At 41.1% G+C, this 17241-nt stretch carries 19 protein-coding genes; 14 read left to right on the forward strand and 5 right to left on the reverse strand.

Going from position 1 to position 17241, the window contains the following annotated elements:
- The 7 genes from L634_RS0117395 to L634_RS0117425 all read left to right on the forward strand — a co-directional run bounded on the left by L634_RS0117395 (position 1) and on the right by L634_RS0117425 (position 7569).
- Positions 1 to 1461, forward strand: coding sequence for an aldehyde dehydrogenase family protein (locus L634_RS0117395; RefSeq protein WP_026583549.1), 1461 nt, complete (start codon positions 1 to 3; stop codon positions 1459 to 1461).
- Positions 1462 to 1480: 19 nt separating this feature from the next.
- Positions 1481 to 2977, forward strand: a complete 1497-nt coding sequence (locus tag L634_RS0117400; RefSeq protein ID WP_232233788.1) for a M81 family metallopeptidase — start codon at positions 1481 to 1483, stop codon at positions 2975 to 2977.
- Positions 2978 to 2990: 13 nt separating this feature from the next.
- Positions 2991 to 3470: a GNAT family N-acetyltransferase gene (locus L634_RS0117405; RefSeq protein ID WP_026583551.1), complete on the forward strand. Its 480-nt coding sequence runs from the start codon at positions 2991 to 2993 to the stop codon at positions 3468 to 3470.
- Positions 3471 to 3524: 54 nt separating this feature from the next.
- Positions 3525 to 4937: a lysine 2,3-aminomutase gene (gene ablA, locus L634_RS0117410; RefSeq protein ID WP_026583552.1), complete on the forward strand. Its 1413-nt coding sequence runs from the start codon at positions 3525 to 3527 to the stop codon at positions 4935 to 4937.
- 3 nt (positions 4938 to 4940) lie between these two features.
- A complete protein-coding gene (locus L634_RS0117415; RefSeq protein WP_026583553.1) occupies positions 4941 to 5219 on the forward strand; it encodes a YokU family protein in 279 nt (92 codons plus the stop codon).
- Between the two features lie 273 nt (positions 5220 to 5492).
- The gene (gene nhaC, locus L634_RS0117420; protein ID WP_026583554.1) at positions 5493 to 6917 is read left to right on the forward strand and encodes a Na+/H+ antiporter NhaC; all 1425 of its coding nucleotides are present in this window, start codon (positions 5493 to 5495) and stop codon (positions 6915 to 6917) included.
- 289 nt (positions 6918 to 7206) lie between these two features.
- The gene (locus L634_RS0117425; protein ID WP_026583555.1) at positions 7207 to 7569 is read left to right on the forward strand and encodes a HesB/IscA family protein; all 363 of its coding nucleotides are present in this window, start codon (positions 7207 to 7209) and stop codon (positions 7567 to 7569) included.
- 453 nt (positions 7570 to 8022) lie between these two features.
- On the opposite strand, the gene L634_RS0117430 is transcribed toward L634_RS0117425, so the two are convergent.
- The gene (locus L634_RS0117430; protein WP_026583556.1) at positions 8023 to 9021 is read right to left on the reverse strand and encodes an NAD(P)/FAD-dependent oxidoreductase; all 999 of its coding nucleotides are present in this window, start codon (positions 9019 to 9021) and stop codon (positions 8023 to 8025) included.
- A 396-nt stretch (positions 9022 to 9417) separates the two neighbouring features.
- Here L634_RS0117430 and L634_RS0117435 point away from each other — a divergent pair, with 396 nt between their 5' ends.
- The 5 genes from L634_RS0117435 to L634_RS0117455 all read left to right on the forward strand — a co-directional run bounded on the left by L634_RS0117435 (position 9418) and on the right by L634_RS0117455 (position 12919).
- The gene (locus L634_RS0117435) at positions 9418 to 10635 is read left to right on the forward strand and encodes an NAD(P)/FAD-dependent oxidoreductase (RefSeq protein WP_026583557.1); all 1218 of its coding nucleotides are present in this window, start codon (positions 9418 to 9420) and stop codon (positions 10633 to 10635) included.
- Between the two features lie 119 nt (positions 10636 to 10754).
- A complete protein-coding gene (locus L634_RS0117440) occupies positions 10755 to 11246 on the forward strand; it encodes an NUDIX domain-containing protein (RefSeq protein WP_026583558.1) in 492 nt (163 codons plus the stop codon).
- A 156-nt stretch (positions 11247 to 11402) separates the two neighbouring features.
- Entirely contained in the window at positions 11403 to 11528 is a 126-nt protein-coding gene (locus tag L634_RS33910) for a YuiA family protein (protein ID WP_198029787.1), read from the forward strand.
- 158 nt (positions 11529 to 11686) lie between these two features.
- On the forward strand, positions 11687 to 12010 hold the full coding sequence (locus tag L634_RS0117450; protein ID WP_026583559.1) for a YuiB family protein: 324 nt from the start codon (positions 11687 to 11689) through the stop codon (positions 12008 to 12010).
- A 195-nt stretch (positions 12011 to 12205) separates the two neighbouring features.
- Entirely contained in the window at positions 12206 to 12919 is a 714-nt protein-coding gene (locus L634_RS0117455) for a 3D domain-containing protein (protein WP_026583560.1), read from the forward strand.
- 73 nt (positions 12920 to 12992) lie between these two features.
- Here the strand turns inward: L634_RS0117455 and L634_RS0117460 are convergent, their stop codons facing one another.
- From L634_RS0117460 to L634_RS0117470, 3 genes are read right to left on the reverse strand one after another with little or no spacing between them, the layout of a single operon-like run.
- On the reverse strand, positions 12993 to 13778 hold the full coding sequence (locus L634_RS0117460; protein ID WP_026583561.1) for a cobalamin-binding protein: 786 nt from the start codon (positions 13776 to 13778) through the stop codon (positions 12993 to 12995).
- A 15-nt stretch (positions 13779 to 13793) separates the two neighbouring features.
- Positions 13794 to 14270 (reverse strand): divergent PAP2 family protein, encoded by a 477-nt coding sequence (locus L634_RS0117465; RefSeq protein ID WP_026583562.1) that lies wholly within the window; start codon positions 14268 to 14270, stop codon positions 13794 to 13796.
- Between the two features lie 51 nt (positions 14271 to 14321).
- Positions 14322 to 14606 carry a hypothetical protein gene (locus L634_RS0117470; RefSeq protein ID WP_026583563.1) on the reverse strand — a complete coding sequence of 95 codons (285 nt, stop codon included), beginning with the start codon at positions 14604 to 14606 and terminating at the stop codon, positions 14322 to 14324.
- 156 nt (positions 14607 to 14762) lie between these two features.
- Between L634_RS0117470 and L634_RS0117475 the strand changes: the two genes are divergently transcribed.
- Positions 14763 to 15140, forward strand: a complete 378-nt coding sequence (locus L634_RS0117475) for a DUF309 domain-containing protein (RefSeq protein WP_026583564.1) — start codon at positions 14763 to 14765, stop codon at positions 15138 to 15140.
- A gap of 85 nt (positions 15141 to 15225) precedes the next feature.
- Positions 15226 to 16728: a leucyl aminopeptidase gene (locus L634_RS0117480; RefSeq protein WP_026583565.1), complete on the forward strand. Its 1503-nt coding sequence runs from the start codon at positions 15226 to 15228 to the stop codon at positions 16726 to 16728.
- A 320-nt stretch (positions 16729 to 17048) separates the two neighbouring features.
- Here L634_RS0117480 and L634_RS0117485 read toward each other — a convergent pair.
- A partial coding sequence (locus L634_RS0117485) for an IS3 family transposase (RefSeq protein ID WP_026583566.1) occupies positions 17049 to 17241 on the reverse strand: 193 nt, incomplete at its 5' end.

Raw genomic sequence — 17241 nt, forward strand, 5'->3', positions numbered from 1 at the left:
ATGTACGAGAACGTAAAGGCCGAACTTGAAAAAGCAGACTTGTATATTGATGGAAACTGGGTTTGTGATCACGATCAGTCCTATTTCGATAGTGTTAACCCATCAACGCTTGAAGTTGCAGGAGTCTGTGCCAGCGCTTCTGCAGCTCAAATAGATTTGGCTGTTGATGCTTCAAAACGGGCTTTTAAAACTTGGCGCAAAACCCCAGTATCAGAAAGAGCAGATTATTTATGGAAGGCTGCTAACGCTTTCGAAAAGAAAAAGCTGGAAATTGCTGAAATGATGACAAAGGAAATGGGCAAAGTTCTCGGAGAATCTTTGGGAGAGGTTAATGTTGTAATTGAAACCTGTAAATATATGGCTGGTGAGGGCCGCAGACTTTTTGGCGAATCGGTTCCATCTGGTTCCCCTGACCGGAACATCTTAATGATCAGGGAACCGCTTGGTGTTGTAGCTTGCATCACACCATGGAATTTTCCGGTTGCTCTTGCCGGATATAAAATATTGGCAGCTTTAATCACGGGAAATACAGTAGTCTGGAAGCCGGCTTCTGAAACAGCGCTATCCGCCAAACTATTTACAGAGGTTTTTGATGAAATCGGTCTGCCTCCAGGAGTGCTGAACCTCATTATGGGCTCTGGAAGAACCGTTGGGGAGAAGCTATCCATGCATAAACATGTAAACGTAGTTTCATTCACAGGATCTACTTCTGTTGGATGCAAGCTGTCAGAGATATGCAGTAAAACTCTTAAACGGATTTCTTTGGAGCTTGGAGGAAAAAACGCAGTCATTGTCCTGGAGGATGCTGATCTGGATAAGGCAGCTGAAGCAATTGTAAAGTCTGCTTTTACCACTACTGGCCAAAGATGTACCGCTGCGAGCAGGGTGATTGCCCAAAAGAATATCGCCTCTGAACTATTAACTAAGGCAGTTAATCTTACAAAGTCATTAAAGATTGGAAATGGGCTCAATGAAGACAGCGATATCGGGCCTCTTGTTAATAAGAATCAGCTGAAAATTGTTGAAGAATATGTGCAAATTGGAGCTGCAGAAGGCGGAACTATTGTTTGCGGCGGAAATAGGGTTCATGACTTAAAAGGCTATTTCTATGAACCAACTATTCTTTCGAATATCAGGCCGCATCATCGCATTGCTCAAGAAGAGATATTTGGACCAGTATTAGCCTTTATTGAGGTAGATTCATTTGAAGAAGCCATTGAAGTAAATAATGATACAGTGTATGGACTATCAACCTCTATTTTCACAAATAATCTTAAGCTTGCAAACATGGGAGCAAGAGATGTAGAAAGCGGTCTTGTTTACATTAATAATGGAACTTCAAATGCTGAGCTGGGCGTTGCTTTCGGCGGAATGAAACAATCAGGCAACGGCCACCGTGAGGTTTCTTATCACGCTTTTGATGTGATGACAGAATGGAAATCAATTTATACATCTTATTAATCAGCATTGGATGTGACTAATGATGAAGACTTATCGTATTGGAATCGCATTTTTCTATCATGAATCACACAGTTTTAGTCCTGTGAAGACTGAAATTATCGATTTTAAAAATGAAGGGTATTTTAAGGGCGACCAAATTGTCAAAGCCTATAATGGCACAATGACGGAAGTTGGCGGTTTCCTGGATCAGCTTAGCAAGGAAAAGGATATTGAAATCGTTCCATTATTATGCGCAGCTGCCACTCCATCAGGTATTGTTTCGAAAGAAGCTTACATGATGATAGAAGAGGATATGCTCAATTCAATTCAACAAGCTTCACACCTGGATGGAATGTTACTTGCTTTGCATGGTGCGATGATCGTTGAAGACATGTTTGATCCTGAAGAGGTATTAATGGGAAAAATCAAATCCCAGTTGGGTCCTGGAACACCAATCGCCACTACGCTTGATATGCACGCTAATTTAAGTGAGAAAATGATGGGTTACACACCGTATCATTTCGGGTTTAAAACATATCCTCATACCGATATGTATGAGCAAGGAATAAATGCTGCCAGAATGCTAGTCGAACATGTCAGGGGAGACGCGAGCTATTATTCAGCCTTCCGAAAGCTCCCGATGATGCCTCCTTCTATCAATATGAGGACGGAAGAAGGTCCCATGAAGAAAATGATTGATTTGGCTTTTAAAATGGAAAGCAAGGAAGAAATCGCAAATGTGTCCGTTTTTGGCGGATTTCCTTATTCAGATATCCCGATGGCTGGTGCGAGTGTCCATGTTATCGGGAGGAATAAAAAAGCTGCTGAAGATACAGCTGATTTTCTTGCAAAGCAATACTGGGATATTAGAGAGGAATTCATTGTAAAGCTTCCAAGCGCAAAAGAAGGATTGCAGCTTGCAATATCTCTGAATACGGATAAGCCGGTCGTCTTGGCAGATATATCTGATAATCCCTTAAGCTGTGGAAGCGGTGATACAACACTATTATTAAGAGAGATGATTGATGCAAATGTGCCAAATACATTATTTGGCGCACTAACCGATCCTCAGTCTATAGAAGCATGTACTAACGCTGGTGTAAATCAAATGGTCCAATTGAATCTCGGTGGGAAAACCTCTCCTGAGTTCGGGCTCCCTGTCCCTGTTATGGCTAAGGTAATCGCTTTATCAGATGGAGTATTTTGTAACAGCGGACCCATGAATAAACATTTAAGAGTAGATGTTAAGGGAGCTGCACATATCCGGGTCGGTGAAGTAGATATCTTACTTATTGGAAGGCCGATGTCAGCTAACGATCCTCAATTGTTTCGCCACATAGGGATTGAACCAAAAAACAAAAAAATACTTGGTTTAAAGGCAAAAAATCATTTTCGGGCAGCTTTTGATCCCCTGGTTAGCAAAGTGATTTACGTAGATGCACCAGGTGTATCGTCTAATAACCTATTAAATTTCAATTATCGGAATATACCGGAAAATATGTGGCCCATAAAGAGCCCAACCTACTCGTTACATTAAGGAGGAAATAGACATGACGATAGCAGAGAAATCTTTTTACATTGAAGTTCCTTCTTCATTAAACCCGGATCAGCTGCAGATTATGATGGCGATGGAGAAGGATGCCTTTCCTGGACTTGGTGCCATCGATGAACAGACTCTTGTTCCTTTGGCCAGATATGGAAAAATTATTCTTTATCGGGAGGAAGGAGATTCAAGGCCCATTGCTGTTTGTGAATTAATGAGGGACTACCAGGATGTTAACAAGGCATATATCTTTGGATTTTATGTTCGTTCTGATCAGCAAGGCAGAGGGATTGGCAAAAAATTCTTAGGGGATATTTTCCCTATTTTAAAAGAAGATCGCTTTAAGAAAGTCTGCCTAACGGTCAGTACCCATAATACTAGTGCTGTAAAGCTATATGAACGAACAGGGTTTGAGATCAAAGGAACCAGGTTTTCTGAGTTTGGTGCAGGTGAAGACCGCTATTATATGGAGAAGGACATCAGATAGTATCATTCCTGGATTTTAGGATTAAAATAAAAACCTATTTTAGGAGGGAATAAAATGTTACAGCAACTTTATAAACCTAAAAAGCATTGGAAGGAATTTGAACTGTGGAAGGATGTAACAGATGAGCAGTGGAATGATTGGGTCTGGCAGCTTACCAACACAATCAAAAATGTTGAAGACTTGAGAAAAATCATTAATTTAACGCCTGAGGAAGAAGAAGGAGTTAAAATTTCCACAAAAACAATTCCATTGAATATTACACCTTACTATGCTTCTTTAATGGATCCGGATGATCCCAGATGTCCAATCCGCATGCAATCTGTACCAATTTCAAGCGAAATTAATAAAACAAGATATGATTTAGAAGACCCTCTTCATGAAGATGAAGATTCACCTGTACCAGGATTAACCCATCGATACCCGGATCGAGTATTATTTCTGGTAACTAACCAATGCTCAATGTATTGCCGCTATTGTACAAGAAGAAGATTTTCCGGCCAAATAGGAATGGGCGTTCCTAAAAAGCAATTAGATGCAGCAATCGGGTATATTCGCGAAACGCCTGAAGTAAGGGACGTGTTAATTTCCGGTGGGGACGGCTTATTAATTAATGACAATATTCTAGAGTACATTCTTAAAAATTTACGGGATATTCCGCATGTTGAGATTATTCGTATCGGGACAAGAGCACCAGTTGTATTCCCTCAAAGAATTACAGAAAATTTATGTAATATCCTAAAAAAATATCATCCAGTTTGGCTGAATACACACTTTAATACATCAATTGAAATCACTGAAGACTCAAAACGCGCATGTGAAATGCTGGTAAATTCCGGAGTGCCAGTAGGTAATCAGTCCGTTATTTTAGCTGGCATTAACGACAGCGTACCAATTATGAAAAAGCTGATGCATGATTTAGTCAAAATTAGAGTCCGCCCTTATTACATTTATCAATGTGATTTATCCGAAGGGATTGGGCATTTCAGAGCACCAATCAGTAAAGGCTTAGAGATTATGGAAGGCCTGAGAGGGCATACATCAGGATATGCAGTGCCAACGTTTGTTGTAGATGCACCAGGGGGCGGTGGCAAAATACCGCTTCAGCCAAATTACATCATTTCACAAAGTGCTGGTAAAGTCGTTCTTCGAAACTTTGAAGGGGTCATTACTTCTTATCCGGAACCAAGCACGTACGAACCTGGTAAGGCGGATTCTTATTATAATAAGTTATACCCTGAAGTCTACGAAAACTATGAAAGCACTGGCGTTTTATCGATTCTGGATGATAAGAGTTTCAATATCGTGCCGGAAGGACTAAAAAGATTGGATAAACGTGAATCCTATAAAGAAAATCCTAACCATGATTCTCTTAAGAACAAACGGGATAAACGTGATGAGTTAAAGGAGAAAAAGTATCAAACACAATTGAAAAAGTACTTTGCCGGTGCAGGAAGCAAGGGGGAGTAAGCTTTGATTTGTGAATGGTGTGAGGAAGGAATCGTAGCAGAGTCAAGAGATACTGTGTTTTGGGAATTGCCAGATGGAAAACTGTCTATTGAAATAAACGAGACTCCATCAATCTATTGCCGCAGCTGCGGAATGAATTACCAATCAGAAGAAACGGTAAAAGCCATTGAAGATCAACTTTATTTAATTGATACACGTAACATGGAAAAAAAATTAAGCTATGAAGAATTAATGTCAAAGCCTCGCTTATTAAAAAGAAACTATTTTGATTTCAGTCAATAAATAGTAAATCTTTTTCACGGCAGATTTAATAGAGGGAAAGAAGATTCGTTCTAAAAGACGAGCAATTCCAGTGGAGAACTGCCGTCTTTTGGAACGTATAAGTTTATGTTATTATTGACTAATAGTTTAAAAAAATCCGTCATTCAGGATTGATCTTGTGTAAATAATCTGAATATTTGGAAAAAATTCCATTTTCTTGTATTTATGATTAAGTGGCTGGAAACTTTCGCACATACCTGTAATGGCACAATATTCAATGAAGGAGGAAAATATTTGGATACTAAAAAGAAAGAAGTTTCCTTTAGTTTAGCTATTTTACCTTTGGCTGCGATGATGGCTGCTATGGCATTTACAATTATCGTTTTTGAGGGCAGTCCCCATGTTCCGCTTATCTTTGGTACATTGATCGCTGCCTTTATCGCGTGGAGAGTTGGATATGGCTGGAAGGATATCGAGGAAGGATTATACAAAGGAATTCGTTTAGTTTTACCTGCTGTGCTGATTCTTATCGTGGTTGGAATGATTATTGGATCATGGATCGGCGGCGGAGTTATCGCATCAATGACTTACTTCGGATTAAAGCTGCTATCCCCTGCCTATTTCCTTGTGGCTATTACATTAATTTGCAGTGTTGTATCCTTAGCTATCGGCAGCTCTTGGTCTACTATGGCCACAATCGGGGTAGCTGGAATGGGAATTGGTATGAGCATGGGGATTCCTGCCCCGATGATTGCGGGGGCTGTCATTTCCGGGTCCTATTTTGGGGACAAGATGTCACCTTTATCCGATACTACGGTTTTAGCATCAGGCCTATCTGGTTCGAATTTATTTGATCATATTAGACATATGCTTTATACCACGATCCCGGGGCTCATTATTGCACTTGGCGTCTATTGGTATCTCGGGAGGCAATTTTCACCTGCAACAACTGGGGCCGGGGAAATCGATAGTGTATTAAAAACCCTGCAGGAGCATTTTGTAATTTCTCCATTTCTTCTCCTGATCCCTGTTATTGTTATTGTTCTTGTTGCACGCAAGGTCCCGGCTCTTCCTGCTCTTATATTAGGTGTTATCCTTGGTTCATTGGCTTCGGTTTTCATACAGGGCAGTTCAGTAGGGGAAGCGGTCACTGCTCTGCAGGCGGGCTTTACCCTGGAATCGGGAAATGAGATGGTAGATACCCTGCTGAACCGCGGAGGCATTGATGGCATGATGTATACCATCTCTTTAATTCTGGTTGCAGCTGCCTTTGGAGGAGTACTGGAGAGTGTCGGAATGCTGGAAGCGATTGTAAAGCAGATTTTAAAGTTGGTAAAGTCGGACAAAGGATTACTATCTTCTACCGTTTTGACAGCGTTTTTTACCAATATTGTATCGGCTGACCAATACCTCTCCATTGTTGTACCATCACGTATGTACTCCAAGGCCTATCAGGGTCGAAACTTGCATCCAAAGAATCTCTCACGTGCTTTAGAAGATGGCGGAACCATTACGTCCGTTTTTGTTCCATGGAATACCTGTGGAGTTTTCATATTCGGTACATTAGGCGTCTCTGCATTTGCTTATGCCCCATATGCTATTTTAAATTTTTCGGTTCCAATTATTTCCATTATTTTTTCAATAATTGGCTTTTCTGTAGTCAAGCTGTCAGATATAAATGCAAAAAGAATCACAAATGAAGTGGAAGATGCAGTATAAGAAAAAAACAAACCCTTTCTTTCCTTGGAATTTATAGTGTAAAGGAGGCTGACTTAAAAAGGTCATTGAAACATGTCTTTTTAAGTCAGTTTTTTCTTTTCTTGTCCGTTCACCCTTAAATGTCGGTATGTAAAAAAGACTGAATGCAAAACTATGTAAGGAGAATTGGTTTTGGTGAGTGATAGAAAGTTGTAGATCAAATAGTTAAGCTTCTTAAGTTGAGCACATATTGTTTACTGTATATACTATGAATATAGAAGTATCCTTACATTGACAGGAGGGAATGGAAATGGAACAAGTAGTGGTAATTACAGAAGCAGCGGCTTTGCATATAAAAGAAATGATGAAACAAAACGAGGAAGAAGATGCATTCTTGCGTGTAGCAGTAAAAGGTGGCGGCTGCAGCGGCCTTTCATACGGAATGGGATTTGCCCATGAAGTTGAAGAAAATGATATCCAGGCAGAACACCATGGGATTCAGGTCCTTGTCAGCAAGGAAGATGCGCCTATCTTAAAAGGAACAAAAATCGATTACAAACAATCCATGATGGGCGGAGGATTCACAATCGATAATCCAAACGCTATCGCATCATGCGGCTGCGGATCCTCTTTCCGTACAGCTACGAATACTGGTACTCCAGAAGAGTGCTAAACAGTCCTCTGAAAACGAGTGACGCATATTTGATTAAAAGTGACGCATAAAATGTCCGAATGACGCAAATGTGGGTCTTACTGAAGCAAATAACCGGCTTCAACGAAACGGCACGGGTGGACTCAAAAACGACCTGAAAAGACGCAAAAGCTGGTTGGATCGGCGCATAAGTTGGTCTGACCGACGCAAAAAAACGACCACGACGCAAACCCGGTCTGAGTAGACACAAAAACAACCTGAAGCGACGCATAAATCAGTCTGCATGACGTAAAAACCGTTCATGATACAAACCCTGCTCAAGAAGAAGCAAAAACAACCAGAAGAGACCCAAAAGCAGCTCGAAACAACGCAAAATATGGGTCTCATCACGCAGAAACCCTAAAAGCACAAACTAGACTACTCATGCATTCCAACAAAAAAGGGCAGCCCCAACAGGGCTGCCCTTTTCCTATCTTATTTGCCAAACATAGAAGAACTGTGCATTGGCTGCACTTTTGCTTTTGGATCGATGAATGATTTGGCATGGTTGACTGCAGTTGGCGCTTCCCCAAAGCCGCAGGCAATTAGCTTAACTTTGCCATCGTATGTGCAAATGTCACCGGCAGCATAGATTCCTTCGATATTTGTTTCCATTCTGGAATTAACAACGATTGAGTTCTTTTCGATTTCAAGCCCCCATTCCTTGATCGGGCCAAGGGAGGAAACGAATCCATAATTGACGATGACAGCATCCACATCGAATACTTCTTTTTCTTTGGAAGTTACGCCTTCAAGCACAACCTGTTTGATTCCTTCGTCGTCGCCGATAAGCTCGGCAGGTACGTAAGGTGTTTTGATTTCAACCTTGGAGTTTTGCAGGTTTTCTACACTGTGTTCATGTGCGCGGAATTTATCGCGGCGGTGAACAATCGTTACTTTTTCAGCGATAGGCTCCAGCATTAATGCCCAGTCAACTGCAGAATCTCCGCCGCCGAAAACAACCACTTTCTGGCCAGCGAATTTATTCAAGTCATCAATGAAATAGTGAAGGTTCTTTCCTTCGTATTGTGCCGCACTTTCAAGTTCAAGGCGGCGTGGCTGGAACGCGCCATTTCCAGCAGTAATGATAATGGTTTTGGAATAATGTACTTCCTTATTGGTGGTAAGCTTAAAAGTCCCGTCGGCCTGCTTTTCCAATTTTTCTACAGACTGCTCAAGTGATACAGTCGGCTCGAATTTCGCCATTTGTTCTTTAAGGTTATCGATTAATTCCTGAGCACGGACTTTAGGAAAGCCAGCAACATCATATATGTATTTTTCAGGATAAAGAGCAGATAATTGTCCCCCAAGCTGCGGCAAGCTTTCAATGATTTTTACTGAAGCTTGTCTCATACCCCCGTAGAAAGCAGTGAATAAACCAGTTGGCCCCCCGCCAATAATGGTTATGTCATACACTTTTTGATCTTCTTTCATGCTATATCCCCCCAAGTATGTATTGCAATTCCACTCTTAATTCTAACATAAATCAACAAAAACCTCACTAATCGTGGTAAATATTATGAATAATAACAACACTCTAAATGGGATATTAAAGAAGGTGAAAATTTAAAAACACGTATATTCTTATATAAAAGTCTTAAAATTTTTAAGTTTTTCAACTATTTATTAAGGCTTGAAAAACACTAGGAAGTAGAATAATATGTATTGTAGGCATAATGTTAATATTTTGTGACATTTTCAAGGCATTTTTTTGAACTAGTTAGTGAATAACATCACAAAGTTTTTTATATTTTTTTGAAATAAAAAATATAAAGCAGCGGAAGATAAGAAAAACATTAGAAAATACTAAAAAAGGTGGAAGTGATACACTTGAGAAAGCCAAAGATTGTTATCCTGGGTGCAGGCTACGGCGGATTAATGGTTGCAACCCGTTTGCAGAAGTCTGTAGGAACAAATGAAGCAGAAATCGTATTAGTGAATAAAAATGATTACCATTACGAAACAACATGGCTGCATGAGGCATCAGCCGGAACACTTCATCATGATCGAGTACGCTACGATATTAAAGATGTTATCGACCGCAACAAGGTTGAGTTTGTTCAGGGAACTGCTCTTGAAATTAAAACAGAAGAAAAGAAAGTCATATTAGAGAGCGGCGAACTGGACTATGATTACCTGGTTGTTGCCCTTGGCGCAGAGCCTGAAACGTTCGGAATCAAAGGACTTAAGGAGCATGCATTCTCAATTGTCAATGTAAATGCAGCACGCCAAATCCGAGAGCATATTGAATATCAATTTGCTACTTATAATACAGAGGCTGAGAAGAAAGATGAGCGCCTGGCAATCGTTGTCGGCGGAGCTGGCTTCACAGGAATTGAATTCCTAGGGGAATTGGCAAACCGCATTCCTGAGCTTTGCAAAGAGTACGATGTAGACTACCATAAAGTAAAATTAATTTGTGTAGAAGCAGCGCCAATGGTGCTTCCAGGTTTTGATCCTGAGCTTGTTAATTATGCCGTCTCCCATTTGGAGAAAAAAGGCGTACAATTCATGATTGGCACTGCGATCAAAGAAGCTACACCTGAAGGCATCATCGTTGGAAAAGGTGAAGATGAAGTCGAAGAAATCAAAGCTGGAACTGTTGTTTGGGCAGCAGGTGTACGCGGAAACTCTATTATTGAGAACTCCGGCATCGAAGCAATGCGCGGCCGTGTAAAAGTTCAGCCTGATTTGCGTGCTCCTGGGCATGATAACATGTTCATCATTGGAGACTGCTCATTGATCATCAATGAAGAAATTAACCGCCCATACCCTCCTACTGCCCAGATCGCCATGCAGCAAGGTGAAGTATGCGCCAGAAACCTAACAGCTTTAATCCGCAACAAGACTGAGCTGGAAACATTCACTCCTGATATTAAAGGAACTGTATGTTCACTTGGCGAAGACGATGCAATTGGTGTTGCGTTTGGAAAGAAAATGGTTGGCTCTAAAGCTTCATTTATGAAGAAAATGATTGATAACCGTGCTTTATACATGATTGGCGGACCTTCAATGGTACTGAAAAAAGGTAAATTCAACATTCTTTAATAAAACAGCTCTTATACATTTTTAAGGGATGGACTGCTTAGTCCATCCCTTTTTTAATGCTCATCTCATTAATCTCGTAATGATCGTGTTACAATATTTTATAAAAAGGGGGTTGTCAGATGGGAGTGGAGAATAAAAGAGGCAAGGTCTGGCTGGCGGTTTCGGGGCTAGTGGTTTCTCCTGATGGCAAATGGCTTGTCGTTAAAAAGAAATACGGCGGTCTGAAAGGGAAATGGTCGCTGCCCGCGGGATTCGTTGAGCCGGGAGAAACAGCGGATGAAGCCGCTGTTCGGGAAGTTGAAGAGGAAACAGGTGTTAAATGTGCAGTGAAGGGCATGATTGGCATGCGAACAGGAGTGATTAAAGGGGAAGTCAGCGATAATATGATCCTTTTTACGCTTGAAGCTGAACCAGGACAGTCTTTGAAAGTCCAGGAGAGCGAGCTTTTTGATGTTCAATATCGCGATCCAGGGGAACTGGCTAGCGACCCGAATGCGTCTGTCCTTCTCCAATACATATTAAATTCTTCGGAGTCCTCTATAAAACCGTTAATAGACGGTATAAATCCGGGAGATACGTTTGGCTATACTGCTTATAAAATATTTTTATAATTTTCTGAAATTTAGAGATACAGAGAGATTTTAGAAGTAAAACATGCTTGTATGCGTTTCCATCAATGGTTTTTCATGAAATTTGAAGCTTTTCATTTACTCATATCCTTGGTATATTATCAGAAAATTCAGTTACGAAATAAGGAGATGAATAAAATGACAGCTAAGAATTATGAAAACAAAGAATGCATTTATTGTTCAGGGAAAGGTTATTTCCAATTGCTATTAGGTGGTTCGGAAACCTGTTCTTGCTGCGGCGGTACCGGAAAAAAGAAGGAATAAGACGAAACTTCGCGGAATGCGAAGTTTTTTCTTTGGAAAAAAGAATCCCCTCTTTTAAATAGTGAGGAGACCTGCTGATGTCTAGTGGCTTTTCTTATTGACTCCCTATCCCACATTAAGTACACTAAATATTGATGTGCTAAGGGAGGAACAAGTCCATGCAAATGACGATTTTTGTTTTGCCTATTTCCATGCTTTTGTTCTTTGTGCTATTTTTTGGAATAGGCTTTATTTTGAATATGCTGTTAAGAATGTCCTGGATTATGGCCATTATCTATCCGATTATAGCAATTAGGATTATTGATAAAGTTCGGTTTATCGAATATTTTCAAAATGCAGGTGAAGCTTTCTCCAGCCTGGGTGTAGAGTTATCCAGCCTTGCTCTGGCGGATATCCTGATTTTGAGCAGCGGGATGGCAGGGGCAATTGTTGCCGGAATTACAATCAGGCTGCTCCGTAAAAAAGGCTACCGCATGTTTTAATTATTTATAACAAAAATCTCTGCTGATGGCAGGGGTTTTTTATTTTTTTTTGAATAGTGTGTTAAATTAGAGGAACCCTTGGCACCATTGGTTTCTCCCGCTATAAAAAGGGTATGATGGAAGCCTGCCCGTCCAAAAGTTATGAATATTTCTCTGAATGATGGGAAATGAATAACTTTGGGAGGAGTGTTCTAGATGAACAGATTTAAAAAATGGACAAAACGTTCCATCATGTCAGTTTTGTTTTTGGGAGCTTTGCTAACAACGTTTCATTCGATATCTGGGGTGGAAGCGAGAACAATCATTCATTTTTACCAAAATGAAACTAAACAAACTAGCAATGATGAGCTATCAGGTTTTGATCATACATTTAAGTCGGTTGGCGTGGCTTTTAAGTTTTTGCAGCGTGCTGCAAGCCTGGATCCAAAGATTTTAGCCAGCGAAGCGGCTGCGAGCCAGCCTCTAACGCTGGAGGAATCAATTGACTGGTCGCAATACCAGACTAAGGAAGTGGTTGCGACAGGGTATACGGCATTTTATGAATCAACGGGTAAGAATCCTGATCACCCGTCATTTGGCATTACATATTCAGGAGTTAAAGTAAAGCGAGATTTATATTCTACTGTAGCAGCAGATTTAAATGTTTTTCCGATTGGGACAATCCTGTTTGTTCCTGGCTATGGATATGGCGTTGTTGCCGACAAAGGCGGCGCCATCAAAGGAAACAAACTGGATCTTTATTATGAAACGGTTGAAGATGTTTATAATAATTGGGGAAAAAAGACACTGGATGTCTATATCGTTGAGATGGGCGATGGCACCCTTACGGAGGAAGATTTAAGAATACTGAATGAAAATGAATCTATGCAGGTTTTTAGACAGCAATATATTAAATCTGAGAAGAGATAGCAGCTTAAACAGGCAAATCCGGTTCAGTTCGGATTTGCCTGTTTCTATTTGGTTCTTGTAGCCAGCCTTCTTTTTATATTGAAGCAAATTCCTCCGGATGGATCTTTTTAGCCAGCCGGACGGCCCCTTCAATTAATCGGGGAGAAGGGCGGCAATAGAGTTCTTCTTCAAGTACAAGAATTTTGTTCTCTTTTACTGCATCGAGATTGCTCCAGCCAGGACGCTTCAAAACAATTTCCGGATTCACCTTTTCACGTCTAACACCAACCCATGCAAGGCAAATATAGTCTGGATTTCTCTGTAGTACATCATTCCAATCAGTTTGGACACTTGCAAGCTCCACATCTCTGAATAAATTAACAGCGCCAGCGATTTCGCTGATTTCTGTAAGCCAATTTACCTCGCCAGGTGTAAAAACGGGCTTTGGCCACCATTCCCAATATAAGCTGGGCTTATTTTGTATGTTTGCTGAGATTTTCTTGAGAGCCTCTATTTTTGTCCGAAAGGTTTTAGCCGCAGATATGCCTGCTTCAGGCTTTCCGATTTTTTCCGAAACAGATATTAAGTCCTGTTCAATATCTTCGAGGCTTTGGGGGTTTAAAACTATGTGGGGAATTTGTCTTTTCTTCAGGTCCTCCACATTTTTCTCCATCCCGGGTACACTAAGAGAAGCAAGTACCAGGTCAGGATTTAATTCTTCAACTTTATCCATATTGATGGACAAATCTGGCCCGAGCCGGGGAAGGCTCTTAATTTGATCAGGCCAGTCGGAGTAATCGTCAACCCCAGCCAGCATATGGGTAAAGCCTAGATATTCAATTAACTCCGTATTGCTTGGGCACAAAGAAAGGATTTTCATTTCAATTCACACCTATCAGGATAATAAATAATGCAGTCCCAAAGTTAACAGGATGCCTGTTAAACCGCCAAATAATACTTCAATTGGCTTATGGCCAAGCAGCTCCTTCAATTCCTTCTGCTTTTCCTGCTCCTCTTTCTTTTGCCACATCTTCGCTTCTTCAACAAATTTATTGAAATCGGCAACAAGCTGGTTCAAAACAATGGCTTGTTCCCCTGCCTGACGGCGAACTCCGGTAGCGTCAAACATAGTGATGATGGCAAAAATGGCAGAGACGGCAAATACAGCAGAGTCCATTCCTGTTTCAAGTGCAACACCGGTGGAAAGAGCTGTTACTGCCGCTGAGTGGGAACTGGGCATTCCACCTGTACTTGTCAGCAGGGACCAATCAACTTGCCTTGTTGCGATAAATTGAATCGGCACTTTTACAAACTGGGCAAAAAAGATGGCTGCAAGAGCAGACCATAAAGGAAAGTTCGTGAATAATTCCATTTGAGACCACCTTTAGCTGCAACATACTTCACTGGAACTGGCAAATGCAGTTCAACAGATTAGCTGAAATTTCTTTAAACTTATATTCATATTCTCTAATAGTTTTGCTCTTCCTGCAAGCGGTTCTCTTAAGAAGGGCTGCTCTGTTTTTGAAAATGAACTGTCACAATCAAGGATAGCAGAAGGACCCACTCGGAAGGCATTAAGGGCAGCTGCGCTTTCAATCGGGAGCTTTATGGCGGTTCTGATGATCGTGATTATGCATCCTAAAAAAAACAGAACCATTAGAAGTACTATGTAAGCAAAAGCGAATACAGCAAATAAGATTGTATCCATTTCATTCTCCTTACTGTCTATCTTCTTCTTTACTCACTTATCCTGGAATATACTAAGAATAAATGTTAGATGCTGAAAATGTGCGAATACTCTTCCCTTTTGCTAAAATGTGCAGTACCAGCAAGTATGGGAACTTGTAAAATGGAGTGGATTTGTATGGAAGATTATCCGATTGAATATTACGAGTTCTTCATCAGTTTTAATGAAGGCGACTACTATACATGCCACGATCTTCTTGAGGAAATGTGGATGACGGACAAGGGAAATCTCTTTTTAAAAGGTTTGCTGCAGATGAGTGTAAGCATCTATCACTATGAGTATGGCAATGTAAAGGGGGCAAGGCTTATGATGCAGGCGGCCCATGATTACTTGCAGTCATATCGCCCGAAGCATTGGGGGATCGACCTGGAGCATGTGTACAGGTTTATTGAAGAAAGCCTCTCGATATTTCCGAAAGACATTGACCGTGTACCTTTTGAAGGGGTAGGAAATCTTCCAAAGCTTCCTCAGCTTATATTGTATCTAGAGGATTAGCCTATAAAAATTAGATAGTCGAAATAATTCTGTATTTTCGATATAATAAGATGAAATACATTAAATGATTTATGGGGGTGCAATGATGTTTTCAGTTAAACAGGAATTCAATTATTCAGCTGAACACGAATGCCTGATTGTAGGTGTGTTTGATAAACCAAACAAATTCGAAGGAGTTCTTGCCAGGGCTGACGAGCAGTTTGACGGGCAGCTGACAGAGCTTGTGAAAAGCGGAGATATTTCTTCAAAGAAAAAAGCAGTTGCCAAAATACATACATTTGGAAAGATCGGTGCAAAACGCCTAATTGCGGTAGGGCTTGGCAAGGAGAAAGAATATAGTTTCGAGCTTCTGCGCGAAGCGCTGGGCAGAGCTTTTAAAGAAGTGAAATCGTCCAAGCTTCAGGAGGCGGCGGTTTACCTTGATAGTTTCACAAGCGAAAAAGTAGATGCGCTGGATGCTGCCCATGCAGTCAGCGAAGCGTTTGCTCTTGCTACATATAAATTTGAAGATTACAAACAGAAATCGAATGAACCGGAAAAAGAAATTGAAAACATTGTGGTTTATAGCGATGCAGCGGATGAAGAAGATGTTAAAGCATCTTTAACGGTTGGATATGCATACGGAAAGGGAACGAACTCAGCACGTACACTCGTGAATCTGCCCGGCAATATGCTGACAGCTACAGATATGGCAAATTACGCGTCAGAGCTTGCATGGAGATATGGAATGGAAGTTGAAATCCTTGATAAAGAGGACATGCTTAAGCTTGGCATGGGTGCCCTTTTGGCAGTAAACCAAGGTTCGGCAGAGCCTCCTAAAATGATCGTCCTTAAGTATCAGGGCAAGGAAGAATGGAAAGATGTCATTGGCCTGGTCGGAAAAGGAATTACCTTCGATACAGGCGGCTACTCCATTAAGCCGAAGGATGGCATTGTCGGCATGAAAACCGATATGGGCGGAGCGGCAGCAGTCCTTGGCGCCATGGAAGTCATTGGCGAACTGAAGCCTGAGCAAAACGTAGTCGCTGTCATTCCTTCAACAGATAATATGATCAGCGGAACAGCTTTAAAGCCGGACGATGTGATTACATCCATGAGCGGCAAAACAATTGAAGTGCTTAATACAGATGCAGAAGGCCGCCTTGCTCTTGCGGACGCAGTAACTTATGCCAAGCATCATGGAGCGGATTACCTTGTAGATGTCGCTACTCTGACTGGCGGTGTCATCGTCGCGCTTGGCGAGGAAACAACTGGTGCGCTGACCAATAACGAAGAGTGGTTCGAGCAGGTGCTTGAAGCTTCAAATGAAGCCGGTGAACCAATCTGGCGCTTGCCGCTTTTTGAAAAAGATAAGGAAAGAATCAGGAACAGCAAAATTGCTGACTTGAACAACTCTCCTGGCCGTGCCGGACATGCGATCATGGGGGGAGGCTTCGTAGGCGAATTTGCAGAAGGCACCCCTTGGGTGCATCTCGATATAGCAGGAACAGCAACCACAACGAAAAACCATGACCTTGGCCCGGCAGGCGCTACTGGCGTTATGGTCCGTACACTGGCATTGCTGGTGGAAAGATTCGAATCTAAATAAGGCTGATGCAGAACTCCGGAGAAATCCGGGGTTTTTTTATTGGGGAAAATTCAGCTTAAAAGATTAGTTATATTAAAAATTCATCAGCAATATCTGGTTTACAGGTTCAAAATGAATACATCTTCCATATAAGCAGCTCTTTTCACAATATAAGAGATTAAGAGAACAGAAAAAAGAATATTACTGATACTACGTCAAGAAAACGGACAAATTAAATTGGGCACTTTCTTACTTTCTTCCTACCGCGCTATCGCTTGGTAACCTGGACAAATGATGATCTAACTTGCGTTACATCATNATTTGTCCAGGAAAAGGTTAAATTAGGCGACTTTCATTTTTGAGTAGTAAGCTTTTTCAAACTCCATCGGTGATTGGTATCCAATGGTTGAATGAATCCTCTCTGGATTGTAAAAACAAGTGATATACTCAAAAACTTCCTTTGTTGCCTCTGCTCTTGTCCTATATTTTTTCTGGTAGATCAATTCTTTTTTAATAATACTGTGAAACGATTCA

Origin of the sequence: Bacillus sp. J33 (assembly GCF_000518885.1) — a bacterium.
Classification (GTDB): Bacteria; Bacillota; Bacilli; order Bacillales; family Cytobacillaceae; genus Cytobacillus.

Coding starts and splice junctions, on each gene's coding strand:
- L634_RS0117395 (WP_026583549.1), top strand. CDS start 1: ATGTACGAGAACGTAAAGGCCGAACTTGAAAAAGCAGACTTGTATATT.
- L634_RS0117400 (WP_232233788.1), top strand. CDS start 1,481: ATGATGAAGACTTATCGTATTGGAATCGCATTTTTCTATCATGAATCA.
- L634_RS0117405 (WP_026583551.1), top strand. CDS start 2,991: ATGACGATAGCAGAGAAATCTTTTTACATTGAAGTTCCTTCTTCATTA.
- ablA (WP_026583552.1), top strand. CDS start 3,525: ATGTTACAGCAACTTTATAAACCTAAAAAGCATTGGAAGGAATTTGAA.
- L634_RS0117425 (WP_026583555.1), top strand. CDS start 7,207: ATGGAACAAGTAGTGGTAATTACAGAAGCAGCGGCTTTGCATATAAAA.
- L634_RS0117430 (WP_026583556.1), bottom strand. CDS start 9,021: ATGAAAGAAGATCAAAAAGTGTATGACATAACCATTATTGGCGGGGGG.
- L634_RS0117440 (WP_026583558.1), top strand. CDS start 10,755: ATGGGAGTGGAGAATAAAAGAGGCAAGGTCTGGCTGGCGGTTTCGGGG.
- L634_RS33910 (WP_198029787.1), top strand. CDS start 11,403: ATGACAGCTAAGAATTATGAAAACAAAGAATGCATTTATTGTTCAGGG.
- L634_RS0117450 (WP_026583559.1), top strand. CDS start 11,687: ATGCAAATGACGATTTTTGTTTTGCCTATTTCCATGCTTTTGTTCTTT.
- L634_RS0117455 (WP_026583560.1), top strand. CDS start 12,206: ATGAACAGATTTAAAAAATGGACAAAACGTTCCATCATGTCAGTTTTG.
- L634_RS0117460 (WP_026583561.1), bottom strand. CDS start 13,778: ATGAAAATCCTTTCTTTGTGCCCAAGCAATACGGAGTTAATTGAATAT.
- L634_RS0117465 (WP_026583562.1), bottom strand. CDS start 14,270: ATGGAATTATTCACGAACTTTCCTTTATGGTCTGCTCTTGCAGCCATC.
- L634_RS0117470 (WP_026583563.1), bottom strand. CDS start 14,606: ATGGATACAATCTTATTTGCTGTATTCGCTTTTGCTTACATAGTACTT.
- L634_RS0117475 (WP_026583564.1), top strand. CDS start 14,763: ATGGAAGATTATCCGATTGAATATTACGAGTTCTTCATCAGTTTTAAT.
- L634_RS0117480 (WP_026583565.1), top strand. CDS start 15,226: ATGTTTTCAGTTAAACAGGAATTCAATTATTCAGCTGAACACGAATGC.